Annotated in this window: 19 protein-coding genes and 1 tRNA gene; 2 read left to right on the forward strand and 18 right to left on the reverse strand. The window is 49.9% G+C overall.

Annotated elements, in window-relative coordinates:
• Positions 1–135: 135 nt before the first annotated feature.
• Genes DXA36_RS22245 through rimP form a run of 9 tightly spaced genes read right to left on the reverse strand, consistent with a single transcriptional unit; the run spans position 136 to position 8937 of the window.
• A complete protein-coding gene (locus DXA36_RS22245) occupies positions 136–1080 on the reverse strand; it encodes a bifunctional riboflavin kinase/FAD synthetase (RefSeq protein WP_118681647.1) in 945 nt (314 codons plus the stop codon).
• A 30-nt stretch (positions 1081–1110) separates the two neighbouring features.
• Complete coding sequence (gene truB, locus DXA36_RS22250; RefSeq protein WP_118681648.1) at positions 1111–2007, reverse strand: tRNA pseudouridine(55) synthase TruB; 897 nt, start codon at positions 2005–2007, stop codon at positions 1111–1113.
• Positions 2004–2963, reverse strand: coding sequence for a DHH family phosphoesterase (locus DXA36_RS22255; protein WP_118681649.1), 960 nt, complete (start codon positions 2961–2963; stop codon positions 2004–2006). Before DXA36_RS22255 ends, truB begins: the two co-directional genes overlap by 4 nt.
• Positions 2964–2996: 33 nt before the next feature.
• Positions 2997–3374, reverse strand: coding sequence for a 30S ribosome-binding factor RbfA (gene rbfA / locus DXA36_RS22260; protein ID WP_118681650.1), 378 nt, complete (start codon positions 3372–3374; stop codon positions 2997–2999).
• Positions 3375–3421: 47 nt separating this feature from the next.
• Entirely contained in the window at positions 3422–6559 is a 3138-nt protein-coding gene (infB, locus tag DXA36_RS22265) for a translation initiation factor IF-2 (protein WP_118681651.1), read from the reverse strand.
• Between the two features lie 14 nt (positions 6560–6573).
• Positions 6574–6885: a L7Ae/L30e/S12e/Gadd45 family ribosomal protein gene (locus DXA36_RS22270; RefSeq protein ID WP_118681652.1), complete on the reverse strand. Its 312-nt coding sequence runs from the start codon at positions 6883–6885 to the stop codon at positions 6574–6576.
• Entirely contained in the window at positions 6872–7144 is a 273-nt protein-coding gene (gene rnpM / locus DXA36_RS22275; RefSeq protein ID WP_118681653.1) for an RNase P modulator RnpM, read from the reverse strand. Before rnpM ends, DXA36_RS22270 begins: the two co-directional genes overlap by 14 nt.
• The gene (gene nusA / locus DXA36_RS22280) at positions 7137–8399 is read right to left on the reverse strand and encodes a transcription termination factor NusA (RefSeq protein WP_118681654.1); all 1263 of its coding nucleotides are present in this window, start codon (positions 8397–8399) and stop codon (positions 7137–7139) included. Before nusA ends, rnpM begins: the two co-directional genes overlap by 8 nt.
• A 19-nt stretch (positions 8400–8418) precedes the next feature.
• Positions 8419–8937 carry a ribosome maturation factor RimP gene (rimP, locus tag DXA36_RS22285; protein ID WP_118681655.1) on the reverse strand — a complete coding sequence of 173 codons (519 nt, stop codon included), beginning with the start codon at positions 8935–8937 and terminating at the stop codon, positions 8419–8421.
• 281 nt (positions 8938–9218) lie between these two features.
• Between rimP and DXA36_RS22290 the strand changes: the two genes are divergently transcribed.
• On the forward strand, positions 9219–10574 hold the full coding sequence (locus DXA36_RS22290) for a sodium-dependent transporter (protein WP_118681656.1): 1356 nt from the start codon (positions 9219–9221) through the stop codon (positions 10572–10574).
• Positions 10575–10641: 67 nt separating this feature from the next.
• On the opposite strand, the gene DXA36_RS22295 is transcribed toward DXA36_RS22290, so the two are convergent.
• The 3 genes from DXA36_RS22295 to DXA36_RS22305 are packed head-to-tail and all read right to left on the reverse strand — an operon-like array spanning position 10642 to position 14753.
• Positions 10642–11130, reverse strand: a complete 489-nt coding sequence (locus tag DXA36_RS22295; RefSeq protein ID WP_243114715.1) for a MarR family winged helix-turn-helix transcriptional regulator — start codon at positions 11128–11130, stop codon at positions 10642–10644.
• A 42-nt stretch (positions 11131–11172) separates the two neighbouring features.
• A complete protein-coding gene (locus DXA36_RS22300; RefSeq protein ID WP_118681657.1) occupies positions 11173–13029 on the reverse strand; it encodes an ABC transporter ATP-binding protein in 1857 nt (618 codons plus the stop codon).
• A complete protein-coding gene (locus DXA36_RS22305) occupies positions 13029–14753 on the reverse strand; it encodes an ABC transporter ATP-binding protein (protein ID WP_118681700.1) in 1725 nt (574 codons plus the stop codon). The genes DXA36_RS22300 and DXA36_RS22305 overlap by 1 nt, the downstream gene beginning before the upstream one ends.
• Before the next feature lie 346 nt (positions 14754–15099).
• Here DXA36_RS22305 and DXA36_RS22310 point away from each other — a divergent pair, with 346 nt between their 5' ends.
• Positions 15100–15360 (forward strand): hypothetical protein, encoded by a 261-nt coding sequence (locus DXA36_RS22310; protein ID WP_118681658.1) that lies wholly within the window; start codon positions 15100–15102, stop codon positions 15358–15360.
• 72 nt (positions 15361–15432) lie between these two features.
• Here DXA36_RS22310 and DXA36_RS22315 read toward each other — a convergent pair.
• From DXA36_RS22315 to ispG, 6 genes are all read right to left on the reverse strand, one after another.
• Positions 15433–15504 (reverse strand) — tRNA-Glu (locus DXA36_RS22315).
• A 245-nt stretch (positions 15505–15749) separates the two neighbouring features.
• Complete coding sequence (locus tag DXA36_RS22325; RefSeq protein ID WP_118681660.1) at positions 15750–17084, reverse strand: glycoside hydrolase family 5 protein; 1335 nt, start codon at positions 17082–17084, stop codon at positions 15750–15752.
• A 15-nt stretch (positions 17085–17099) separates the two neighbouring features.
• On the reverse strand, positions 17100–19103 hold the full coding sequence (locus DXA36_RS22330; RefSeq protein ID WP_118681661.1) for a glycoside hydrolase family 31 protein: 2004 nt from the start codon (positions 19101–19103) through the stop codon (positions 17100–17102).
• Positions 19104–19260: 157 nt separating this feature from the next.
• A complete protein-coding gene (locus tag DXA36_RS22335) occupies positions 19261–21000 on the reverse strand; it encodes an aminoglycoside phosphotransferase family protein (protein ID WP_182479215.1) in 1740 nt (579 codons plus the stop codon).
• Positions 21001–21083: 83 nt separating this feature from the next.
• Positions 21084–25790, reverse strand: coding sequence for a PolC-type DNA polymerase III (locus DXA36_RS22340; protein ID WP_118681663.1), 4707 nt, complete (start codon positions 25788–25790; stop codon positions 21084–21086).
• Positions 25791–26849 carry a flavodoxin-dependent (E)-4-hydroxy-3-methylbut-2-enyl-diphosphate synthase gene (gene ispG, locus DXA36_RS22345; protein WP_118681664.1) on the reverse strand — a complete coding sequence of 353 codons (1059 nt, stop codon included), beginning with the start codon at positions 26847–26849 and terminating at the stop codon, positions 25791–25793. It abuts the gene before it with no gap.
• Between the last annotated feature and the right edge of the window lies 1 nt (position 26850).

A 26850-nucleotide genomic window follows, 5' to 3' on the forward strand; every position in this document is an offset into this window, starting at 1 on the left:
CCACCCTGCGAAAAAGGCCTTTCGGCCTTTTCTCCTGGGTTTACAATATACATAGATTTTGCATTTTATTTACACACACTTTACATATATTTTAAGGGATTCTTAAGAAAGATACAAGTCTAATAACGAATTTTGTCAAAATAGGGGGCGGACAGCTTTCCGGCTTTCCCAATACTTCCTGCCCGCATCGATATCCCGGGCCATATTTTCTTTTAACTCTTCCACGCCGGAAAACTTCTTTTCCGGCCGGCAGAAGGAAAGAAGGGATACTTCCACATATTCCCCGTAAATCTCTTTATCAAAATCATAAAGGTAGGTTTCCACACTCATCTGGCCGCTGTTGCTCACGGTGGGCCTGCAGCCGATATTAGTAATTCCTTCATGCAGGACTCCTTTGACGCAAACGAGGGAGAGGTACACCCCTTTCGGCGGAAGGAGTTTGTCCCTGGGAGGCAGGAGGTTTACCGTAGGCATACCCAGCGTCCTTCCCAGCCTTTTCCCGTGTTTTACGGTCCCGGACACCCCGAAAGGAGCACCCAGAAGCTTTTCCGCCAGTTCCATATTCCCCTTCAGAATCTCTTCCCTGACAAAGGTGGAACTGATCTCCCGGCTTCCATACATGATTTTATCGATCACCTGCACCTGATAGCCCATTTTATCCGCCATGGCCTTTAACAGATGCCAGTCTCCTTTTCCTCTGTCTCCAAAGGAAAGATCCGTACCGGCAGCTATGAACCGCGCCCCCAGCTGCCCGTGAAGAACCCGGCTCACAAAAATCTCCGGAGGCATGGCAGCCGTCTGTGCATTCATGGGAAATTCAATGAGCAGATCGACACCCATCCGCTCAAAAAGCCGCCTTTTTTCTTCTTTTGTGGTAAGCTCCGCCTGGGGTTTTCCCGAGAAGAAAACGGAAGGCGGCGGATCAAAGGTAAATACTGTGGCTGCAAGCCCGTCCTCCTTCGCCTTGATAATCTGGGCCAGAAGTTTTCTGTGCCCCTGGTGGATTCCGTCAAATTTCCCGATTGCCACCGCCGTATGCTGTTCCCACTTAAATTCTGTCGTTCCTGCTATAATCTGCATTCTTTTAATCCACGCCTGGTATCATTTCTCTTATAAAAACATCTTTACCGGCTGATACCGTCCTTTTTCATCCGAATAGGCAAAAATTCCATAAAAACGTCCTTCCATATCATACACTTTCACCCGCACGCCGTCAACCGCTTCCCTTTCTTCCCGGATCTGTTCGGGATAGAAAGCATTCCCATTTTCCAGCAGACGGCGGAAGGGATTCTGTATTGTGACCGAAGGCAGCTCCGCGAACATGGCCTCCACCGGAATCACCTGTTCCTCCAGCCTGTCCTCATGGGCAAGCTTTTCCAGTTCATCAAGCCGCAGGGCATTATCAATAGTAAATAGCCCCACTCTCGTCCGTTTCAGGCTTTTCATGGTTCCCCCGCAGCCCAGTCTTGCGCCGATATCATGGCAGAGGGTGCGGATATAGGTCCCTTTGGAGCATACCACCCGGAAGGTTATTTCGGGAAGCGCTGCGGAAAGGATTTCTATCTGTCTGATTTCCACCGGACGGCCCGCCCGTTCTACTTCTTTTCCGGCCCGGGCCAGCTCATAGAGTTTTTTCCCGTTGACCTTCAATGCCGAATACATGGGAGGTATCTGCTCATATTTTCCCAGAAAAGAAAGAACAGCCTCCACAGCCTTTTCCTCTTCTGCGGGCACAGGATGCTCTTCCAGCACCTTTCCTGAAATATCCTGGGTATCCGTCACCTTCCCCAGAAGGAGCACCGCTTCATATTCCTTGCTTTTATCCGTAAGCATATCACAGAGTCTGGTGGCATTTCCCAGACAAACAGGAAGTACCCCGACCGCATCCGGATCCAGGGTACCTGTATGGCCGATTTTCTTCTGCCTGCATATGCCGCGCAGCTTTGCCACCACATCGTGGGAGGTATAGCCCGCTTCTTTATAGACATTCAGAATGCCGTTTATCATGTGTCCTGCTCCTCAATAAATTGTTTTTCGATATGTAAGGAAAGGTTATTGATCACATCGTGGCTGGTTCCGTTCATGGTACAGCCCGCCGCCCTCACATGGCCGCCTCCGCCGAAGTAGGAAGCGATCCGGGAAACATTGATCCGTCCGCCGGAACGCATGCTGACCTTATATTCCAAAACCCCTGTCTGATACATGAATACCGCACATTCCACACCCTTTATGCTGCGCAGCTGACTGACAATGCCTTCCAGATCCTGGGAAGAGGCGCCGTAAAATTCCATGGTCTTTTTATCCAGCACGCTCACCACGCAATTCCCATCCATAAAACGGATGCTTTCCAGAAGGGCACGCCCCAGGATCTGCGTCTGCAGGTACGTTTTCTCATAGAAGGTTTCTTCAATCAGACGGCTGAAATCAAACCCAAAGGATATCAGACGCGCCGCCGCCTGCAGCGTCTCCGGGGATGTATTGGAATACTGGAACACTCCGGTGTCATGGATAATACCGATATACAGCGCCTTGGCTATTTCCCCGTCCAACTCTTCCCCGTCAATCAGATTATATATCAGCTCACTGGTGGAACTGGCTTCCGGTATCACATAATTCACATCCCCGCAGCCGCTGTTGCTCACATGATGGTCAATATTAATTTTTTTGGCTGCCGCATGGAAATACTCTTCTGCTCCCCCCAGGCGGTCAGCGGCGGTATCAAGACAGAAGAACACATCAAACGCTTCCTGTTCCCCAAAATCACTGTTTATCTCTTCCACGCCGCGGATACAACGGAATATATCAGCCGGTTTTTCCAGGAAAACGCGGATATGAGCATCCGGCCTTACCTTTTTCAAATAAAGGTAAAGGCCCATGCAGGAACCGACGCAATCTCCGTCCGGCCGGATATGTCCGCTGATACCGATTCTCTTCGCCTGTTTACATTCTTCCAAAAGCTTCATAGTAATCCTCCCTGCCAAAGCGGCAAGGGATGCTTATTCCTCTTGGGAACCCGCATCCTGTCCGCCCATTACCTCGTCAATCTTATGGGACATATTTACTCCATAGGCAATGGACTGATCCATGATAAACTGGATTTCCGGCGTAATCCGCAGATTAATTTCCTTTGCCAGCCTGCTTTTTATAAAGCCGGAGGCGCTTCTTAAGCCAGCCAGCGTTTCCTTCCGGGCATCTTCGTCACCCAGGACACTGATCCATGCCTTGCACGTCTTTAAATCCGGGGACACCTCCACCGCCACCACGGAGGTGAGGGGGGCAATCCGGGGATCCTTTATTTCCCCCCGGATTGTTTCGGCGAGCACCTTCTGCACTTCCGTATTAATCCGGGTATTCTTTACACTGTTTTTTTTCATAGCAACTCCTACCTGTAAGGGCTGCCCTCCGGCAGACAGGCCGGCTCTTACCTGGGAACCTCCACCATAATGTAGGCTTCCACGATATCGCCTTCCTGAATCTGATCAAAGCCGTCGAATACAAGACCGCATTCATAACCGGAACGGACTTCCTTGACATCATCTTTAAAACGTTTGAGACTTGCCAGAGTACCTTCATAAATCTGATCCTTGTCTCTGGTAATCCTCACCTTGCAATCTCTCTTGAACTCACCGTCAAGCACATAGGCGCCGGCAATATTTCCCACTGCGGAAGCCTTGAAAATCTGGCGTACCTCCGCGTGTCCGATAACCTTCTCCTCGAATACGGGATCCAGCATACCTTTCATTGCCGCTTCAATATCCTCGATAGCCTGGTAAATAACTCTGTAGAGGCGGATATCCACGCCTTCTCTCTCGGCAGTAGCCTTGGCCGTAGCATCCGGGCGTACGTTAAAGCCGATAATAATGGCATTGGAGGTTGCCGCCAGGGTAACGTCGGATTCATTGATGGCACCGACACCGCCGTGGATGCATTTCACCACCACTTCTTCGTTAGTCAGCTTCAGAAGGCTCTGTTTTACCGCCTCCACGCTGCCCTGTACGTCTGCCTTGATGATCAGGTTAAGCTCTTTCAGGTTACCTTCCTGGATCTGGCTGAACAGATCATCCAGAGACATCTTGGCTTTCGTTTCTTCCAGTTTCTTTTCTTTATTCTGTGCAATAAAGGTTTCCGCATAGGTACGGGCTTCTTTATCATTCTCATGGGACAGGAATACTTCTCCTGCATTGGGCACATCGGAAAGTCCCAGGATTTCCACAGGAGTGGAGGGTCCTGCTTCTTTTGCCCTTCTGCCCTTATCGTCTATCATCGCCCTTACTTTACCATGGCATGCCCCCGCGGAAATAAAGTCGCCCACATGGAGGGTACCCTTCTGTACCAGAACGGTTGCCACCGGCCCGCGGCCCTTATCCAGTTCCGCTTCGATAACAAGGCCTCTTGCCTGTCTGTTGGGGTTGGCTTTCAGTTCCATGATTTCCGAGGTCAGCAGAATCATTTCCAGCAGCTGGCTGATGCCTTCCCCTGTCTTGGCAGATACCTGGGCGAATACGGTGCTTCCGCCCCATTCTTCCGGGATGAGTTCATATTCTGCCAGTTCCTGTTTCACTCTGTCGATATTTGCATTGGGTTTATCCATTTTATTAACGGCAACAATAATCTCAATCCCCGCCGCCTTGGCATGGTTAATGGCCTCTACGGTCTGGGGCATTACGCCGTCATCCGCCGCCACTACCAGAACAGCGATATCCGTGGAATTGGCACCGCGCATACGCATAGCGGTAAATGCTTCATGTCCGGGAGTATCCAGGAAGGTGATCTTCTGCCCGTTTATCTGCACGGTATAAGCGCCGATATGCTGGGTGATGCCGCCCGCTTCCCTGTCTGTTACATTGGTTTTGCGGATAGCGTCAAGAAGGGAGGTTTTACCGTGATCGACATGGCCCATTACGCAGATAACCGGCGGTCTGGATATCATATCGTCTTCATTTTCCTCGTCCTCTTTCAGCAGTTCTTCAATCACATCCACCTTGATTTCTCTTTCGCAGATAATATCATAGTCGATGGCAATATTTTCGGCATCTTCGTAAGCAATTTCCTGGTTAAGGGTTACGATCTTGCCTTCCAGGAACAGCTTTTTAATGATTGCAGCAGGCTGCAGCTTCATCTTTTCCGCCAGTTCCTTGATGGTGATGGTTTCCGGCACGGTAATAACCTTAATCTGCTCTTCCTGTACCTCTTCTTTGACAGGTTCGGGCTTGATAAATCTGCCGGGCTTGTTTTTCAGTTTGTTCTTTGCTGCGCCGTCCTCTTCGTAGATAAGATCCTTTTTGGAACGTTTATCTCTTTCCTGGCTGCTGCGGCGTTTTTCTTCATCCCTGTGCTTCTCCCCTTCTTTAATGGGGCTTTCCGGAACAAAGCCCTTGCCCGGAGCAGGCTTTCTGAATTTATTGTCCGTCCCTCGTCCCGCACCCTGCGTACGTTCTCCCTGAGGACGGTCACTATTTCCGCCAGGACGGCCGCTGTTTGTACCAGGACGGCCGCCGTTCGCATTACGGTTAAAGCCCTGGCCAGGCCTCTGGCCGCCGCCATAACCGGGACGGCTCTGTCCTTCGCCGGGTCTGCCCTGGGGCCTGTCGTTTCTGGGTCCCCTTGTATCCGGACGGCTGCCCTGCGGTCTGTCTGTCCTGGGGCCTCTGGACTGTGTCCTGTCCGAATAGCTGTTTGTTCTGCCTTCGTTTGACGGGCGGTTTCCCTGCGGCCTATCCTGTCTGCTGTCCGCCGTTCTTTCCGGCCTTGTATCATTCCTGTTTTCATTCCGCTCAGCCCTTGCCGCTCTTTCTGCGGCTGCTTTTTCTTCTCTTGCCTTCTGTTCCCTGGCAGCTCTTTCCGCCGCCTCGGCGCGTCTGCGCTGCTCTTCCAGCCTTTCATCCGGCATCTGGGGCTGGGAAGGCTTGGTAAGGGGCTTGATCAGCTTAGGCTGTTCAAAACCGATCCTTCCTGAAGAACGGTTCTGGTTGCCGTTCTGACGGTTTCCGTTTTGCCTGCCTGCAGATCCCGCGTTGTTATTTCCGCGGTTTCCATAGGACGCGCCGCCCGCACCGCCTCTGCCGCTGTTATTATTGGAGGAGTGACCGTTCCCGCCCCTTCTGTCTCCAGTATTTCCAGCTGTCCCGCCTTTATTCCCGCCCTGGGGCTGTCTCTGGCCGCCGGACTGCATTTTGCTGTTATGGGGATTGCTCACAAAGATAATATTTTTCTTTTTCTTTACAGGCGCATCTCCTGCTTTTTCTTTTCCGTCGCCGCCGGCCTCATGGGACTGGGGTGCTGCCGGCGCATGCTCCTGGGCCTTTTCATGACTGCCGCTCTGTGTGCTTTCTGTTTTCTTTTCCGGCGTAACGCCTGTCGTCTTCATGGATGCATCTTCCACTATGCGTTTTTCTCCTTCGCTTTTACCAAAATGTTTCTTTACCATCACTGCTGCATCTTCTTCCACAGAACTCTGGGCGGCTTTCGCCTCCACCCCTTTGCCCTGCAGAAATGCAAGAATATCTTTACTGTGTATATCCAACTCTTTTGCAAGTTCAAATATTTTCGTTTTTGCCATGCTGTTACCTCCGTCTACTTGGCTTCTTCCAAATGTCCGATTAGGCTTTTGGCAAACCCGTCATCTGTTACCGCCAGGGATGCCCTCATTTCCTTTCCCATCGCGTGTCCCAGCGCCTCTTTGGTCTCGCAGAGGTAGAACGGCACATGATAGTACTCGCACATATTCCGGAAATTCTTCTTTGTGTTGTCGGAGGCATCGTTCCCCACTATCACCAGGCGGGCCGCACCGGATTTGACGGCCTTTTCCGTCATAAATTCACCGCTGACCACCTTGGCTGCACGGGTTGCGAGCCCAAGCATGGATAAAATCTTATTCTGCTTCAAACTCCTCAAACTCCCTTTCCAGACTGTCATAAACTTCATTTGGAATATTCATCTTAAAGGAGCGCTCCAATCCCTTGCTTTTCCTTGCCTTTTTCAGGCATTCAGCAGATTTGCAAAGATAGGCGCCTCTTCCATTTTTTTTACCTGTCACGTCGAGGACAATGTCTCCCTCTGCAGTCCTTAAGACCCGCATCATTTCTTTTTTGCCTTTCATCTCCCCGCAGCCTACACATTGCCTCATGGGAACCTTCTTATTCATAGTTCTCTCCGTTATCCTCTGTCAGCTCCCCGCCGGAAGGCTCCTCATCCAGCTCCTCGTCAAAGGTTTCCTCCACAGGGGCTTCCCCGCCGCCTTCTTCGGAATACTCTTCGCCGCTGTCCTCAAATCCTTCCCCATACTCTTCCCCGTAGTCTTCCTCATCCTCGTCGTAATCATCATCCAGATAGTCTTCGTAACGGAAACCGGGAGCATCCTTGGCCTGCGTCTCGCTCTTGATATCTATTTTATAACCTGTCAGCCTTGCAGCCAGTCTGGCGTTCTGCCCTTCCTTACCAATTGCCAGTGACAGCTGGTAATCAGGAACCACTACCTTTGCGGTCTTTTCATCCGGATCCGCAAATACAGCTACAATTTTTGCAGGAGAAAGCGCGTTCTGAATGAGATTGCCGGGATTCTCATCCCAATTGACAATATCAATTTTTTCGCCGCGCAGCTCATCCACAATCGCATTTACCCTGGCGCCGTTCATACCGACACAGGCTCCAACAGCATCCACGTTGGGGTTGTTGGACCAGACGGCCATCTTCGTACGGCTTCCGGCTTCCCTGGCAATGCTCTTTATTTCAACGGTTCCGTCCTTGATCTCGGTAACCTCGGATTCAAACAGTCGTTTTACCAGTTCAGGATGGGTACGGCTCACCAGGATACGGGGGCCTTTGGGAGTGTTTTTCACTTCCAGGATATATACCTTAATCCGTTCGGTAGGTTTGAAAACCTCTCCCTTCACCTGTTCGCTTTCATTCAGGAGGGCATCGGCCTTTCCTAAATTAATGCTTATGTTCTTACCCACATATCTCTGTACTACGCCGGTAACCACATCTTTTTCTTTTTCAAAGTACTGGTTGTAAATTACGCTTCTTTCTTCTTCCCTGATTTTCTGCAGGATGACGTTTTTCGCATTCTGGGTGGCGATACGTCCGAATTCCTTGGACTTGATTTCCACATGGATGACATCCCCCACTTTCGCCCTTTTGGATATCTCCAGGGCATCCTCCAGAGCTATCTGCAGACAGTCATCCTCCACTTCCTCATGTGTCCCGACAATCTCTTTTTCCGCATATACAAGGAAATCACAGGTCTTCCGGTCGATCTCCACTTTCACGTTATCCGCTTTCCCGAAGTGGTTCTTGCACGCTGTAAGCAGAGAATTTTCAATCGCTTCAAAAAGTGTCTCTTTGCTGATTTCTTTTTCTTTTTCCAGAATGTCCAGCGCTTCCATTAATTCCTTATTCATTGCTTCAACCTCCAAAATATTAAAAATCTAATGCAAGCCTTATCAGCGCGATTTCGGACCTTGCAAAAACTTTTTCTTCCTCTTCCGTGGACTGCTCCGCTTCCATGGAATGCTCGGCTTCCATGGAATGCTCCGCTTCCATTTCTATAGTAACGCTGCCGGCATCAAACGCTTTCAGGATCCCTGTAAATTCTTTCTGTTTATCCCTGGGCTTGTAAAGCCGCAGCTCCACTTCCTTACCCAGGCTTTTTTCAAGATGTTTATCCTTCTTAAGAGCCCTTCCAAGCCCCGGGCTGCTCACCTCCAGGATATACGCTTCTTCTATAAAGTCCTCTTCATCCAGCTTATCGGAAAGCGCCCTGCTCACATTTTCACAGTCCTGGATATTCACTCCTTCCGGCTTGTCGATATAAGCCCTCAGATACCAGTCACTGCCTTCTTTTACATACTCCACATCGTAGATTTCCACTCCGTTTGCTTCTGCAATGGGAGCAAGCAGCTCTTCCGTACGGTTTTCCGCCGCTTTGCCTTTTGACATTCGTTCACCAGTTCCTTTCTGTATTCAGTTGTATGTTGCCAAACCAATAAAGAAGAGTGGACCGGAAGTCCACTCTACTCTAGTAACTATATTAACCATATAATACTATAGCACCATTGTATACAAAACGCAAGCGCTAATTTCCGGGAAAACCGGGGTTTTTCTTCGGCTGGGGCTTCCTTCTTCCGGTTTAATATGCTAGAATATAGCTTTGCCACGGTACCGTATCCCATACGGTTCCCGTGCTAATACTTACCTATTATACAGGGGGATTTACCAATATGAACGAACAAAAGAATTCTTTTTCCAGCCGTATCGGCTTTATTCTGGCAGCCGCAGGCTCCGCAGTAGGACTGGGAAACATCTGGCGTTTTCCTTATCTGGCCGCCAAATACGGCGGGGGAACGTTTTTGCTGATTTATCTGATTCTGGCTGTTACCTTCGGCTTTTCTCTCATGCTTACGGAAATTGCCCTGGGGAGGAAAACCGGAAAAAGCACGCTTTATGCCTTTACCTCCCTCAATAAAAGGTTTTCCTTTCTGGGCCTGCTTTCAAGTATTGTCCCCATCCTCATTTTCCCGTATTACTGTGTAATCGGCGGATGGGTGGCTAAATATTTATCGGTCTACCTGACAGGGCAGGGAACTGCAGCAACGTTAGATACGTTCTTCACCGCTTTTATCGGCGGCGTGGGGGAGCCTCTTTTCTGGCTTTTCCTTTTTATTGCGGCTACCGCCTTCATTGTCATGCTCGGCGTGGAAAAAGGAATTGAAAAGGCCAGCAAAATCCTGATGCCGGTCCTGGTCGTCCTTTCCATCGGCATCGCCTTCTATGTCATCACCCGTCCCGGGGCCATGGAAGGGCTGATTTATTATATCAAGCCTGACCTTTCGGAATTTTCCGTAACCTGTGTACTGGCCGCCATGGGGCAGCTGTTCTATTCTATGTCACTGGCTATGGGAATTATGATCACCTATGGATCCTACATGCCCAAAACGGAAAATATAGAATCCTCCGTGCGCAGCATTGAACTGTTTGACACGGGAATTGCTTTTGTCTCCGGCATGATTATCATTCCTTCCGTATTTGTTTTTTCCGGCGGGAACAGGGACATCCTTTCCTCCGGTCCCAGCCTGATGTTTATCACGCTTCCCAAGGTTTTCTCCAGCATGCGTGCCGGTCAGCTGCTGGGCTTCGTATTTTTCCTGCTGGTTCTGTTCGCCGCACTGACCTCATCCATTTCGTTAATGGAAACGGTGGTGTCCATCATTCAGGATAAATTCCATATAAAAAGGAAACCGGCCTGCCTGCTGGTGATGGCTTTTGCCATGGTTATGGGAATCCCTTCTTCCCTCGGGTTCGGTGTGCTTTCCTGGCTGGCGCCCCTGGGCCTGTCCATACTGGATTTCTTTGATTTCCTGACTAACAGCGTGCTCATGCCGCTGGTCGCTTTATTCACCTGTATCTTTGTGGGATATGTGGTAAAACCGAAAGCAATTGCCGAAGAAGTAAAGCATTCGGCACCTTTTAAAAGTGAAAAGCTGTATACGCTGCTCATTAAATATGTGGCGCCGATCCTCATACTTCTTATCCTGATAAGTTCTGTGGCAAATACCTTCGGCTGGATCAGCCTGTAAACCCGGAATACCGGAAACCCTGTCGGGGCGGCATGCTGTATGGAATACAGTGTGCCGCCCCGGTGATTTATTCCCGCGGAATGTTTGCTTTTTCCGAATCAATACTCAGATTATTAATGATTTTCCTGGCGCAGGAAAGAAATGCCGTCATTTCTTGCTCCGTAAGCCCCTGCCATATGCGTTCGTCGATGAGCCGGAAATCTTCCGATACCTGTGCTGCCCTGTTTCTTCCCTCCTGTGTCAGGACAATCAGAAAGGAACGCCGGCAGTCGGGATGCTTCTCCCGGGTAATGTAACCCGCTTCTTCCAGACGATCCAGATTCCTGGACATCGTTGCCACGTCCATAAAGCATCTGTCCGCCAGTTCCCGCTGCGTTACATGATCCTTTTCGTAAAGTCTGTTCAGAATACGCGGCTGCCCCGGTGATAACCCCAAATCCTGAAAAAAAGGCTGCAGGATCCGTTTCCTGGCAATTTCCATCTCCACCATAGCTTCCCTTATTTCCCGCTTCTCCATGGAAAGAATGGATTGTTTTATATCCATATCCATACCCATATCACTCCCTTCCCTGCTTGTATTGTAGCACGATTGTTCCTGTCATTCCAGTTCAAACTGTCCGGTGTACAGCCGGTAATAGCGCCCCTTCTGCGCAAGAAGCTCCTCGTGATCGCCCCTTTCAATAATCTCTCCCTGCTCCAGAACCATAATAGCTTTGGAATTGCGCACAGTGGACAGTCTGTGGGCGATGACAAACACGGTCCTTCCCTCCATCAGGGAATCCATCCCCTTTTCGATCAGCCTTTCCGTCCGGGTATCAATAGAGCTGGTAGCTTCGTCCAGAATCAGTACCGGAGGCCGGGATATCGCGGCTCTGGCAATCGCAAGCAGCTGACGCTGGCCCTGGGAAAGGTTGGATCCGTCACTGTGGAGCATGGTGTCATATCCCTCCGGCAGCCTCCGGATAAAGGAATCCGCATTGGCTATCCTTGCCGCCTCCCGGATATCCTCCTCTCCGGCCTTCAGCCGCCCGTACCGGATATTTTCGGCTATGGTCCCGGTAAATAAATGGGTATCCTGGATGACCATAGACAGGGAACGGCGCAGATCTTTCTTACGGATATCCCGGATATCCAGTCCGTCATACGTGATGGTACCGCTCTGTATTTCATAAAACCGGTTAATCAGATTGATAATTGTGGTTTTACCGGCACCCGTGGATCCCACAAAGGCAATCTTCTGGCCGGGCTTGGCATAGAGGCTGATTTTGTTCAGTATTTTCTTTTCCGGCGTATAGCCGAACACCACATCCATAAACCGGACATCTCCTTTTAAAGGAACCAGTTCGAAGGTACCATCCTCATGGGGCACCTTCCAGGCATAATCCCGGCCCTCCTCTCCGTTTTCCTCCAGCCGGCCGTCCTTTTCCTTTACATGGCACAGGGTAATCCTGCCTTCATCCAGTTCCGGCTCTTCCTCCATCATTTCAAAGATACGCTCCGCACCGGACAGGGCTGCCAGCAGGAAATTAATCTGCTGGGTGAACTGGTTCATAGGCATGGCGCTCTGTCTTACGTATACCAGATAGGAAGCCAGGCTGCCCAAATCCATAAGGCCCGACAGGACAAACATCCCTCCCACACAGGCCGACACCGCATAATTAAAATAAGAAAGGCTGACTATGGTGGGAACCATCATGCCGGAATAGGATAACGCCTTTGTTGATGCCTGCCTGAGCGCTTCATTCCGTTTACAGAATTCCTCAAAATCCTGCTCCTCGTGGTTGAAAACTTTTTCCACCTTCTGGCCGCCCACCATTTCCTCCACAAAGCCGTTGATACTGCCCAGATATTTCTGCTGTGCCAGATAATACTTCTTGCTGCGCTTTCCGTTAAACTGGATAAACAAAAACATGAGAATGAGGAAAGCGATTACAATCAGGGACAATCTGAAATTCAGGATAATCAACATGGCTATGGTACCTGTAACCACAATAAAGCTCTGGATTAAAAGGGTAAAGCTGTTGTTGAGAGCCTCTGTCAGGGTATCCACATCGTTGGTGAACCGGCTCATCAGCTCCCCGTGGGTGTGGGCATCAAAATAAGAAACAGGAAGCTCCTGGGTATGTTCGAACAAATCGCGCCGGATGCGGCTTACGATTTTCTGGCAGGTATGGACCATAAGCTGATTATAGCCAAGGGTTGCCAGCGCACCGCACCCATACATGACCGCCATTACCGCAATAATACGGATGAGTCCGGGTATATTTCCCGGAAGGATATATTCATTGATGACCGGCTTGAGCATATAGGTCCCTAAAATATTAGCAAGGCTGCTGATGCACACCAGCAAGGCCACCAGAACGACGGACCATTTGTATATCCCCATATAATGGAGCATTTTTTTCATGGTTTTTTTCTGATCCCTGGGACGTGCATATCCATTATATTTTGCCATTACAAATCAGCTCCTTCCTGTTGGGACTGGTAAATTTCCTGATAAATAAGGTTAATTTCCAGAAGTTCTTTATGTGTACCGACCGCATGGATCGTCCCGTCCTCAAGAATAATGATCTTATCTGCATGGGCAACGGAGGAAATCCTCTGGGCAATAATAATCTTCGTGGTTCCCGGAAGGCTCTCTGCAATTCCTTCCCGGATTTTCGCCTCCGTGGCCGTATCCACGGCGCTGGTGGAATCATCCAGGATGAGCACTTTGGGCTTTTTCAGCAAAGCCCTGGCGATACACAGCCTCTGCTTCTGTCCTCCCGAAACATTGACACCGCCCTGCCCCAGATCCGTATCGTACCCGTTCTCCAGTCTGCCTATGAATTCATCCACACAGGCAGCCCGGCAGGCTTCCGTAATTTCTTCTTCCGTGGCATCCTCTTTTCCCCACCGCAGGTTATCTTTTACCGTACCGGAAAAAAGGGTGTTTTTCTGAAGCACCACAGCGATGGAGTCCCGCAGCGGCTTAAGAGGGTATTCCTGCACCGGATGGCCGTCAATGAGGATCTGCCCCTGCGTCACATCGTAAAGCCGGGGAATCAGCTGCACCAGTGTGGTTTTGGCAGCGCCGGTTCTTCCGATGATGCCGACCGTCTGACCGGCTTCTATCTGGAAGGAAATGTCGGAAAGCACATATTCCTTCGCCTGGCTGCTGTATTTAAAATATACATGGTCAAATACGATATCCCCTTTTTCCACCGTAATGTCCCTTGCATTTTCCTCCGTGATGTCAATTTTTTCATCCATCACTTCTGTGATACGCCTCCAGGAAGTAAGGGAACGGGTGAACATCATAAATACATTGGATATCATCATAAGAGAATTCAGTACCTGCAGGACATAGCTTAAAAATCCGGTCAGTTCCCCCACCTTCATGCCGCCCGCCAGAATCAGATTTCCGCCGAACCACAGGATACACAAAATGGTGGTATACATGACAAGCTGCATGGCAGGCATATTTAAGGATGCTACCCGGAACGCCTTCTCCGAGGTAGTCCGCAGGCCGCTATTCACCTCTTCAAACTTAGCCAGTTCATGATCCCCCCGCACATAGGCCTTTACCACCCGGATGGCGGTGAGGTTCTCCTGGATGATGCGGTTCACCAGATCCACGGCCTTCTGCATTTTTGCATAAAGCGGACGTACATGACTGATAATGGCAAACAAAAGGATTCCCAGAACCGGTGCCGCTACCAGGAATACTACCGCCAGTTCTTTGTTGATGTAAAAGGATACAGCGACTGCGGTTATCATCATTACCGGTGCCCTGCAGGCAGGCCGCATCCCTGTGGATATGGAATTCTGTATGTTGGTCACATCCCCGGTAAGCCTGGTTACCAGGGAGGACGTCCGGAAATGATCCGTGTTGGCAAAGGAAAACTGCTGCAGCCTGCGGTATTCATCCTTACGGATTTCCGCACCCACCCCCTGCCCGCATACCGCGGCAAATCTGGCGCTTCCGGCCCCCAGGACCATGGAAACCACCGCACAGGCCGCCATCAGGAATCCTTTTTCAAAAATATAAGCCTTATCCCCGTTGGCGATTCCCACATCCACCATATCTGCCATGATGAGAGGGATTATCAACTCCAGAAAGGTTTCCAGAACAATACAAAATACTGCCAGGGCCGTAGCTGCCCTGTACTTTTTCATGTAGGAAAGTAAACGTTTCATATTGCCTCCATTTTCTATTACAATTATTGCATCTGCAACTATTGTATGCACACATTTAATTTTTGTCAATATAGATGCCTGTTTCCTTTTTGTTAAAATGTGACGCAAAAAACGCCGCCCCATGGAAACACAGGGAGGGGGATCAGGGGAGGACGCAGGGCAGAAAAGGCCGGCTGCACTGTTACAGAAACTGTTATAATATCATGGAATTTTACTACAATTATATGGACTATTTTATCGTGTCGTGGTAGACTGTATATAGTCACATGCCGAAAAAACTGTTTTTCCGGACATACCGCCAGTCTCTGATTTCCGGAATGTCCGAAGCAGGCAGGAGGGAATAAAAATGTTGGATGAGATAACAGATTGTGCAGTATCCGGCTGGCTGCAGGATGTCTTTTTAAATGATAAGGAGTACCAGAAGCTGGGAGAAGAAGAAAGGGACGCGGCTGTGGAATGCTACCGTAACCTACCTGAAGAATATCATGATATGGTGGAACAGCTGATGGACTGCCATAACAGCTGCTGCGGCAAGCTCATTGATCTCGCATACAAGCAGGGAATGATTGACTGCGCCCAGCTGCTGTCGGAATTGAAGATAAAATAATAAAAAAAGAACTGTAAACGTAATGTCTACAGCACTTCTTTCGGGTTGGGCTATTCTTTTCAAAATAGTCAGCAGCTCGTAGGGGAATCGAACCCCTGATTCCGCCGTGAGAGGGCGGCGTCTTAACCGCTTGACCAACGAGCCATTGTTACCCACAGGCTTGCTTCCCGCGTGGCACTTGTATATATTATAACAAGTTACCAAAAAAAGCAAGTACTTTTTTCAAAAAATTTTTACAGTATTTTCTGCCAGTTTTTTCAGGCCGGGCGCCGTACCAGTTCTGCCTTTTCCGAACCGGCACGGACTCTTTTTGCAGTTAAAACAACTGCCTGTTGTGCGGTTTCCGGGGATTCCCGGTCTGTTTGATATCGGTTGAGCCGTATCTGTATTTACTTCCAGGAATATCGTTTCAGGAGTTCCCGGTATTCCTCATAGAACTCACAGTTTTCAAAACGGAAGGATTCCGGCATGGCCATGATTTCGTCACGGGTAAATTCCTGAAGTGCCGGTTTGAGGATATATTCCTCTTCCATGCGGTAAAGGACGCCCCTCAACTGGAACTGCAGCTCATATTTCAGTTCCCGGGAAATAGGACCGGTATATCTTCTGCCCATTTCCTCCATGATTTCGTCCGCAATCTGCATCTGCCCGTAATGAGACCATTTCTCACGGATCCGGGAAGCAAGCTTCATCCATCCGGTATGGGATCCCGGATAAGCAAGCCCCATCCACTGCGCATCCTTATAGCTCCATAGCGTCCAGGAAAGGCTGTGCTTCTGAAACAGCCCAAGTGTCTCGTCCAACAGCTGCATGGTAAACGGCAGATCCTCTTTTTTGATATCCACTCCCGCTTCCCCGCAGAGTGCCGGACGGTTGAAGGTATCCCTGAGAGCAGCAAAGCCTCCCAGCTGCTCGTCCATTTTACGGATTCTTTCTGCGGCGTCATAATCCTTATTCATCAGATCCTTATCCCATACGGTAGGATAGAAATGGAAGGTAAGAGCCGTCTGTTCATCCCGGGGAAGGCGGATATCCGTAAAATCCATGGAAAAGAAATCACCTTCGATAAAGATGATATGATTGGGATCCACCTCTCTCACCGCTTTTGTCACTTCCTCCAGAAAGGCGTTCAGGACGCCCTCCTTTTTTGGCATCAGAAACGGCTCGTTCAGAAGATCGTATCCCAAAAGGAAAGGCTCTTCTTTATATCGTTCCGCTATGGCCCTCCACAGATCCCTGATTTGTTCCTGGAAAATACGGAAATGCCAGAACTGGGGAACTCCCGTCATATTATCGGAATGCCAATCGGGATTCTGGCCGCCGGGAGTCGTATGTAAATCCGGCATGAGGAAAATTTCGTATTCCCTGCACAGGGCCAACAGCCTGTCCAGGTAGCGGAAACCTTCCTCCTTATAGGTATGGGGATTCTCATCATCGATAAACAGATGGTAGCTGAAGGGAACCCGCAGCAGGTTGACTCCCGATTCCTTCAGGAATCGGAAATCCTCCCCGGTAAGGAAATTCAGGATAAACGAATCGAAAAAAGCTTCTCCATCCTCTTTTCCCAGTACCTGGGAAAAGGTCTTTCTGATCTGGGTATCCGTGCCGGGCAGCCCCAGCATAAAATGCTCCATATTCAGCCAGGATCCCACTCCAAGCCCGGAAAACAGGATTGGTTTCCCTTTATAATAAAATTCTTTCCCTTTTACTTTTACAAAGTCCATATTCACTCATTCCTTTTAAAATGTTAATTCTTCCAGACATCCCTTTTTCACAAAAACCGGAATGGCATCCACAGGCGCATCACAGGTAACCGTGCAGCCGCCCTGATAAAGTCTGCCGTCCTGTAAGCCGCGCCATTCTCCGGAAGGCAGGTACAGCGTTCTTTCCCTCTGTTTCTCATACAAAATGGGCGCCACAAGGATCTCCGGGCCAAACATGTATTCGTCCTCTGTTTCCCAGCATTTTGTATCTTCCGGGAAATCATAGAACAGCGGCCTCATAACGGGTGTTCCCTTTTCATGGGCTTGTGCCATCAGACGTTTGACATAAGGAAGCATTTTCTCGCGCAGCCTTAAATATTTCCTGCAGATTTCATATACCTCTTCCCCATAGCTCCATACTTCGTTTTCCGCACCGCTGATGGATTTCCCGCCTCCGGTGGTTCCCAGGGGTTCCTTGAAGGGTTCACGGAAACCGTGGAGACGGAAAACGGGACAGAAAGCTCCGAATTCAAACCATCTTACCAGAACCTCCTTGAAATCTTCATCATATATATTACCGCCATGGAAGCCGCCGATATCCGTTGTCCACCAGGGAATTCCCGCCAGTCCCATATTAAGGCCGGCCGCCAGCTGGCTTCTTAAGGAACGGAAGCTGGAGTCAATGTCCCCCGACCACACGAGGGCGCCGTATTTCTGGCTGCCTGCCCATGCACAGCGAAGAAGGTTGACGATGTTTCCCTGTCCTTCCTCTTCCATGCCTTCGTAGGCCATCCTGGCATATTCCCTGGGGAAAATATTCCCGATTTCCAGGTCGGATCCCATGTAAAACCGGTGGTTGCCATATTCATAATTGGTGAATTCCGGTTCCGCTTCATCCAGCCAGAAAATGCGGATACCATCCTCATAATAATTTTTCTTTATCTTGCTCCATACGAATTTTCTGGCATCCGGATTGGTGGGGTCAAAAATAGCGGCGTCTCCCAGCTGATGCATTCTCTTTCCGTAATCATTACGGCTTAAAAAGCCCAGTTCTTCCATTTCCTTAAAGTTTTCACTCTCCCCGTCCACCGTAGGCCAGATGGATACCATGAGCTTAATGCCCATGCTTTCCAGCTCTTCCACCATAGCTTTGGGATCCGGCCAGTAATCATTATCGAATTTCCAATCGCCCTGATGGGGCCAATGAAAATAATCCGCCACGATGACAGAAATGGGAAGGCCTCTTCTCTTATATTCCCTCGCCACCTCAAGAAGCTCCTCCTGGGTCTGATAACGCAGCTTACACTGCCAGAAGCCGCAGCCATAATCCGGCATCATGGGAACCTTTCCCGTGGCGTCCGCATAGGACTCTTCGATTGCAGCCGGCGTGTCTCCCGCCGTGATCCAGTAATCCATCTGTCTGGTTGAAAGCGCAGTCCACTCCGTCAGGTTCTTTCCAAAGGTAACGCTGCCTATGGCGGGATTGTTCCAGAGCATACCGTACCCTTTATTGGAAAGGGCGAAGGGCACGCTGGCCTGGGAATTGCGGTGGGCAAGCTCCACCACACAGCCCTTCATATCCATGTATGGCTGCTGATACTGGCCCATTCCGTATATTTTTTCCCCGTCATTCGGCTCAAAGCGTACCGCCAGTTTATAATTATCGGTTCCCATGATGGGCGTAAATGTCCGGGGGCTGATTTCCAGGGCACTGTTGAACTCCCCCTCCACATTTTCCCGGAAACGGTTTCTGTCAAATTCCTCCAGAAGCAGTTCTCCCTTCTGGTTAAAAAATTTAAGTTTCCCGGTAACCATAAGCTCGCATCGGATTTTGCCGTTTACAATAGATGCGCTTTTACCGTCTGTTTTTATTTCCGGCGAACAGGGAAGCGCCGGGAGCAGCGCGGAGGTTTCTTCCTCCTTGTTAAAGGTGTGGTTCTGAGTGGCCCGCACGCGCAGGCTGTCAGGCCCCCAGGGTTCGATAATAAGAAGCTCCTTGTCCTGCCTGCGGCAGATTTTATTGTCGATTATCTTGATCATATGCCCTCCTTATAATCCGTTTCCAGTTTTATAAGTTCCATTATATTCATAATATATAAAGATTTCTTGCTGAAATTTGACCTCTTCTTTCAAAATCCTGACCTTTTTTTTGTGAACTACCTTTTATCTGATACCAGTGGGACACGGCGGCCTTATTTCATCCCTCTTCCCGAATCTTACCTCTTGCATCCCTCCACTCCTCCAGCAGCTGTTGTATCGATTGCTGCCGCTTATCGCGTTCCTTGCTGACCGCTTTTTGTGCCACAAGGAATAATTCTTTGCTTTCTGTCCATCCTTCCATACCCTTATCCCGGTCATTGCCGAACAACGCAAACGCACCCGCACCCATGGCATAAACATTGGTAATTTCATCTATGGCCGCTCCGAGCTGATATTCTTCCGGGGACATAAATCGTGAACTGCCCCACAATCTTCCCATTTGATTCCGATAGGGAGCTTTCGCGTAAAAATCCACATCACAGATTACGGTCTTATGATTGCCGAAGTCATACATAATGCTGCCATCATAAAAATCAATAGCCACATATCCCTTCTTTGCTGCATGAATATGAAATGTAAGAATATCCTCGAAAACCTGATGCCTGGTTTCCCTTGTCATCTTTAAAAACGTTTCCCGGGAACGCGGATACATCGGATGCATACACTCCGCTTCAGCCCATTCGAATATCATGGCAAACCCGCCGCCGATTTCTTCGGATGCAACCAGCGTGATAAGGTTCGGATGTGCCAAGTCCCGATAAACGGGTACGGTACGTTTCAGGTTTGCAACCGCCTCCCCGCTGCTTATACAAGCCCTGTCTGTCGGTGCACCTGCAAATTTAATAAAATACTTACGTCTGCCGTCTGTTACGCCAAAACAGATGTTACCTGAATCCTGGTTATCATAAACCTTGAAAACCCTGCCGTATTTGCTAAGAAAGGAAAAATCAAACGGGGCCTTGAGTTTAAAGGGAACACCGTCCGTGTATTGGATATAAAAATCTTTGAGATACCATTTTCTTAAAGGGGAGCGCCCTTCTTTCAGACACCGGGCGTTTTCTTCATTCCAACGCAGCGTTTCCGGCAGTTCAGCAGGATTATGATATTTCACCCACACTATGGATGTGAGCGCGGCGGTAACAATATAGCAGGTTAACGTCTCCCAAAACAACAGCGGCGGTTCCCCGCCAAAATAGCCGCGGACAAGTCCGGTAGAAAAACAGGCATTGTCATTTTCTCCGAAGGTCTTAAAATCATACCATGGATCGCCGTAATTCCCAAATCCCTCATCAAGCAGATCAACTACATAAATTTCACTGTCGGTACCAACCAATAAATTACCTTCATGATAATCCCCGTGCAGAAAGCATTGCGGACGGTCGTGCAATAAAGCCCGGTTACGTTCCAGATATTCCAGGACAACATCACTGTCCTTAAATGTAATTCCGCTGGCACGATAGGCTTCTATTCTTTCCTCTATTACCGCAAAGTAACGTTGTTCCCAGTCTGCGGAGTCAGCAGGCGCAGCCAGCCTGTGGACCAAACGCAAAATCTTCCCTGCCTTCAGGCCCAGGTCATACTGCTCCGCCGCGGACATAAGAGGCATGGCTTCTTCGGCGTCCGCCCCGTCAATCCACGCCGACAGGGAATAGCAGATTTTTCCTGCATCAAACGTCCCAAACGCAAGCGGCTGCGGTACAGGAACCCCCGAGTCGTATAGTCTCTCCATCCGGCGGTACTCCGCCCTTTTGTTCTCAATCCCGGAAATATCTGAAATACGCAGGAACATACGAGTTCCGTCCTCTGCGGTCACACAGTATTTCTTATCTTCCGACCAGCCTTTAGTAATTGGTTCTACTTTAGAAAATCCTTCCAGACCTTTCCATGTAATCCCCATCTCCATCTCCTCCCGGTTACCGCTCCGATTTAAAACAGGGACCGGCGCCTGTTCATCAGGCTGTCCGGCCCCGGAAGTTCTGATTATATGGCAAAATCAAACAGGCTGATCTGGTTGGATTCCGGCAAATCTCCCAAAAGCTTCAGATCATCCATCAAATCCACCACCGTCTTGGAAACCTTCGTGCGCTGCCGGAAATCATCCTTGGAAAGGAAGGGGCCGTCTTTTGCCGCTTCCACAATGGCATCCGCCGCTTTTTCACCCAGACCATCTATACTGTTCAGCGAAGGCATGATTTTGTCGTCCACCACCTGAAAGCTCCGGGATTGTGCCGAGAAAATATCTATGGGCACAAATTCGAAGCCTCTTGCATACATTTCCTGTACCACCTTCATATCCCTTGCCGCATCCTGTTCCTTTTTGGAAAGTACGTCACTACGCCTTTTATAGTCCGCCATAACCTGTTCCAGATGCTTCTGTCCCTGGCACATGAGTTCATAGGAAAACGCGGATGCACGGATACTGAAAAACGCCGCATAATAGGCAAGCGGATAATTCACCTTACAATAGGCAATACGCCAGGCCATCATAACATATGCCGCAGCGTGGGCCTTCGGGAACATGTATTTAATCTTCTTACAGGACCAGATATACCAGTCCGGCACATCAGCCGCCAGCATGGCCTCTTCCATTTCCGGCTTCAGGCCCTTTCCTTTCCGCACACTTTCCATGATAGTGAAGGCAAGGCTGCTTTCCACACCCATCTCAATGAGATAGAGCATGATATCATCCCTGGTGCAGATTGCGGTGGAAATAGTGGCTTTTCCTTCCTTAATCAGTGTCTGGGCGTTGCCCAGCCATACGTCCGTACCATGGGCCAGTCCCGCGATACGCACCAGATCGGAAAAGGAGGTGGGCTTGGTATCCAGAAGCATCTGCATGGCAAATTCCGTACCGAACTCCGGTATGCCCAACGCGCCCAGCAGACAGCCGTCTATCTGCTCCGGAGTAATGCCAAGCGCCCCGGTATTCTGGAACAGGGACATGACCTGGGGATCGTCCAGAGGGATTGTGGTGGGATCCACCCCCGTCAGGTCCTGGAGCATACGGATCATGGTGGGATCATCGTGTCCCAGGATATCCAGCTTCAGCAGGTTATGGTCGATGGAATGGTAATCAAAATGGGTGGTTACCGTATCCGTTGTCATATCGTTGGCGGGGTGCTGCACCGGGGTAAAGGAGTTGATTTCTTCACCGAGAGGAAGTACGATAATACCGCCGGGATGCTGCCCGGTACTCCTGCGTATGCCGGTACAGCCGGTTACGATCCGATTGATTTCACAGGTCCTTTTCTTGGAGCCCCGTTCCTCATAATAGTTCTTCACATAACCAAAGGCTGTTTTATCCGCCAGGGTACCGATCGTCCCCGCACGGAAGGTCTGTCCGGCACCGAAAATTACTTCTGTATATTTATGGGCCTTACTCTGATACTCCCCGGAAAAGTTCAGGTCAATATCCGGTTCCTTATCCCCTTTAAAACCGAGAAAGGTTTCGAAAGGAATGTCAAAGCCGTCTTTTTCCAGCGGTTCCCCGCATACCGGACAGTATTTGTCCGGCATATCGCAGCCGGCCTTGCCGGTATACGCTTTCACATCGGGGGAATTAAAGTCATTGTAATGGCATTTCAGGCAATAATAGTGCGGGCTTAAGGCGTTTACCTCCGTTATCCCCGCCATAAACGCTACCAGGGAGGATCCTACGGAACCGCGGGAGCCTACCAGATAACCGTCCTCCACCGATTTCCACACCAGCTTCTGGGCGATGATATACATAACGGCAAACCCATTGGTAATAATGGAGTTCAATTCCTTTTCCAGACGTTTTTCCACGATGGGGGGCAGCTCCTCCCCATACATTTCATGCGCTTTATTGTAACAGATATCCGTCAGCGTCTTGTCACTGTCCGGGATGACCGGGGCACACTTATCCGGCCGTACCGGCGAGATGGATTCTATCTGATCCGCAATCAGGTTGGTATTGGTTATCACCACCTCTTCCGCCTTGTCGCTTCCCAGGTACTGGAATTCCTCCAGCATTTCTTCTGTGGTGCGAAGATACAGAGGGGCCTGATCATCGGAATCCTTAAAGCCCTTGCCCGCCATGATGATCCGGCGGTAAACCTCATCCTCCGGATCCAGGAAATGCACATCGCAGGTAGCCACAACAGGCTTATTGTACTGCTCTCCCAGGGCCACAATGCGTTTATTCACTTCCTGTATATCCTCTATGGAATTGATATTCCGGATCTTTTCCTCGTTGATCATGAATTTATTGTTGCCGGAGGGCTGTATTTCCAGATAATCATAAAAATTTACGATTCTGGCAATGTCCGCATCACTTTTTTCATCCAGCAGGGCACGGTACAGTTCGCCCGCTTCACAGGCGCTTCCCAATATCAGCCCTTCCCTGCACTCCTGGAACAGGCTTTTGGGCACACGAGGCCTTTTGGCATAATAGGTCAGATGGGATTCCGATATCAGTTTATACAGATTCACCCTTCCCGTATTATTTTTGGCCAGGATAATCGCATGGTAGGTGGGCAGCCTTTTCACAATATCCGGATTGGAATCACCCAGGGCATTTACCTTCGCCAGGGTATCCACATCCTCCTTCAGCAGTCTGTCCGACAGCTTGATGAAAATCTCCGAAGTGGCCTCGGCATCATCTACGGCGCGGTGATGGTTTTCCAGGGAAATACCCAGGCTTTTACATACCGCATCCAGCGTATGCTTGGCCTGGTGAGGCAGAAGCACCCGGGCAATCCCGACAGTATCCACGTATGTATAATCGAAGGGCAGGCTCTGTCTTTCCGCATTCTCCCGGATGAAGCTGATATCAAAGCTGGCATTGTGGGCCACCAGCACGGTCCCTTCGCAAAATTCCAGGAACCGGGGAAGCACCTCTTCAATCGCAGGCGCATCCATGACCATTTCGTCATTGATGCCGGTAAGCTTTTCGATTTCAAAAGGAATCGGCACTTTGGGATTCACAAAGGTGGAAAAACGGTCCCTGATCTCCCCGTTTATAACCTTAACCGCGCCGATTTCAATAATCCTGTTTTTAATCGGGGAAAAACCTGTGGTTTCAATATCAAATACCACATAGCTGCCCGCCAGGGGCTGTCCCTTTCCATTCGTGACGATTTCCTTCAAATCATCTACCAGATAAGCCTCCACCCCATATATGACCTTGAAAAAATCATTTTTGTCAGGATTGGGATCGCCGGCTTCCTTACGCTTGTTTTTTTCTGCTTTCCACAAATCGTCAATGAGATGATTGGCGTCGGGGAAGGACTGGACCACACCGTGATCCGTGATGGCGATAGCTGGATGGCCCCACTGATATGCTCTCTTAACAATATCCTTGGCTTCCGATACCCCGTCCATATCGCTCATTTTGGTATGACAGTGCAGCTCCACCCGCTTCCGGACGCTGTGATCCATACGGCTGTGCGTAAAATCGCTGATTTTCTTAACACCTACAATGGAACCGATGGTCAGTTCTCCGTCGAACTTGTCAATCATGGTGATTCCCTTGATTTTCACAAATGCACCGGGTTTGATGCCTTCGCAGATCTCCGCCACCTGCTCGTTTTTAGCGAACATTTTTATCGTCATGGTATCGGAAAAATCCGTCACATCAAAAATAAGGATAGTCCGCTCGTTCTTGATCTCTCTTTTATCCATGTTCAGGATTTTACCCCGGATGGCTACTTCGCCGATTTCTCCCATAATATCTTCAATGGCGATGGCTTCTTCTTCAAAATCCCTGCCATAAAGCACATCGGGATTATCCGAGCGCTTGGCAGACTTAAAGAAGTCACCGTCTCCCTTGAATTTACCTTTGCCTCTGCCAAAGCCGCCCGACTTTCTGCCGGCAAAGGTCTTCCCCTCCAGCCCCGTACCGGAAGAAGGCTTCGCTTCCTTGAGGACAGTTCCGGTGCCGGGCGCCCTGCCCTTTACCGTTCCTCCGTCGAAGGGTGCCCCCTGACCGGCTTTGGCTCCGTTCTCCTTTGCCGATGCCGCCAGGTAAGCTTCATAAGCGGTATCCGCATTCCGGGGATCCGCCTGGCCGCCGTTCTGCGCAAAAGCCGGAGCGGCAGGCATTTCCTGATAGCCTTCCCCCTCCTGGCCGCTCCGGTTTCCCGACCCGGTAAAGCGAGCGGCGATTTCCGCCACCCTGCGGGCGATAAAAATATCATCCTCTTCCTTAAATCTGCCGGTTCTCGCTTCCCGGTACTCCACAAATACATTCACAGGCAGGCCGCAGCGTTCAAAGAAAATTTTTTCCAGAATACGGGTCAGTTCCTCACTTTTTGTCCTTGCGAGAACAGTATCCTCAATACACAGGTTCATGCGCCCTTCCTCCGGGAAGAGAACCTGCGCATTTTTGAACATACTGTACATCAAATGGCTGTACTCCTGCAGCTCCAGCAGGATGCTGTCCCTGTAGACCTCCAGGAGCTTCTCCGGGTTATACTGGGACGAAAGACAGTATTTTTCATATATTTTGATGGTTATGTTACATCCGGAGAAAAGCTGCTTCTTAATCTCCTTCTCCACCGTAAAAATCGTATCCTTCTGTATCAGTCTCTCACTGGTCAGATAGACCCGCACAAAGTCCTTCTGCTTCGTTGCCGTCACCCGCTCTATCCGGGTCTGCTCAAGCAGGCTTTTCAGCTTGCTGTCCAGTTTTAATCCGGGGAATACTTCAAAAAAAGCCTTTGCCATTTATGCCTCCCAATGCAGCAGTTCGTCGCGGAGAACCGAAAGCAGATCTTCTTCCGGGACCTTACGGATAATTTCTCCTTTTTTAATCAACAGCCCTTCTCCGACGCCGCCTGCGATTCCGATATCCGCTTCCCTGGCCTCTCCCGGTCCGTTCACCGCACATCCCATGACCGCCACCTTGATCCCGTCCAGCGGGATATCGGCCACCATGGCCTCCACCTGGTTGGCCAGGCCGATGAGATCGATTTTGGTTCTGCCGCAGGTAGGGCAGCTCACCACTTCTATCCCTCCCTTACGAAGGCCCAGCGTACGCAGCAGCAGCCTGGCTGAACGCACTTCTTCCACCGGATCCCCTGTGAGGGAAACACGAATGGTGTCACCGATTCCTTCATAAAGGATAATTCCCAGGCCTATGGAGGATTTGATATTTCCGCTCCACAGCGTCCCTGCCTCCGTTATCCCTACATGCAGGGGATAATCCGTTTTCTCCGCCAGGATCTCATGGGCTTTGATGCACATGAGCACATCGGAGGATTTGATACTGATAACCAGATTGGTATAATCCAGATCTTCGATCATTTTCACCTTATCCAGGGCGCTCTCCACAATACCTTCAGCCGTGACGCCTCCGTATTTTTCCACCAGCTGACGCTCCAGGGAGCCGCTGTTTACGCCGACACGGATGGGGATATTTCTTTCCTTCGCCACACTTACCACCGCAGCCACATTCTCTTTGGAACCAATATTCCCGGGATTGATACGTATCTTATCCGCGCCGTTTTCCATCGCGGCAATCGCCATCTTATAATCAAAATGGATATCCGCCACAAGCGGGATATGGATTCTTTTCTTGATCTCCCCAATCGCCTTTGCCGCTTCCATATTCGGGACCGTACTGCGGATAATATCACAGCCCGCCTCCTCCAGGCGGAGGATTTGCGCCGCAGTGGCTTCCACATCCTCCGTCCGTGTATTTGTCATGGATTGAATCAGCACCGGGCTGCCTCCGCCGATTACCCGATCCCCTATTTTTACTTTTCTGGTATGATCTCTGTACATA

The organism is Eisenbergiella sp. OF01-20 (assembly GCF_003478085.1).
Lineage (GTDB): Bacteria > Bacillota > Clostridia > Lachnospirales > Lachnospiraceae > Eisenbergiella.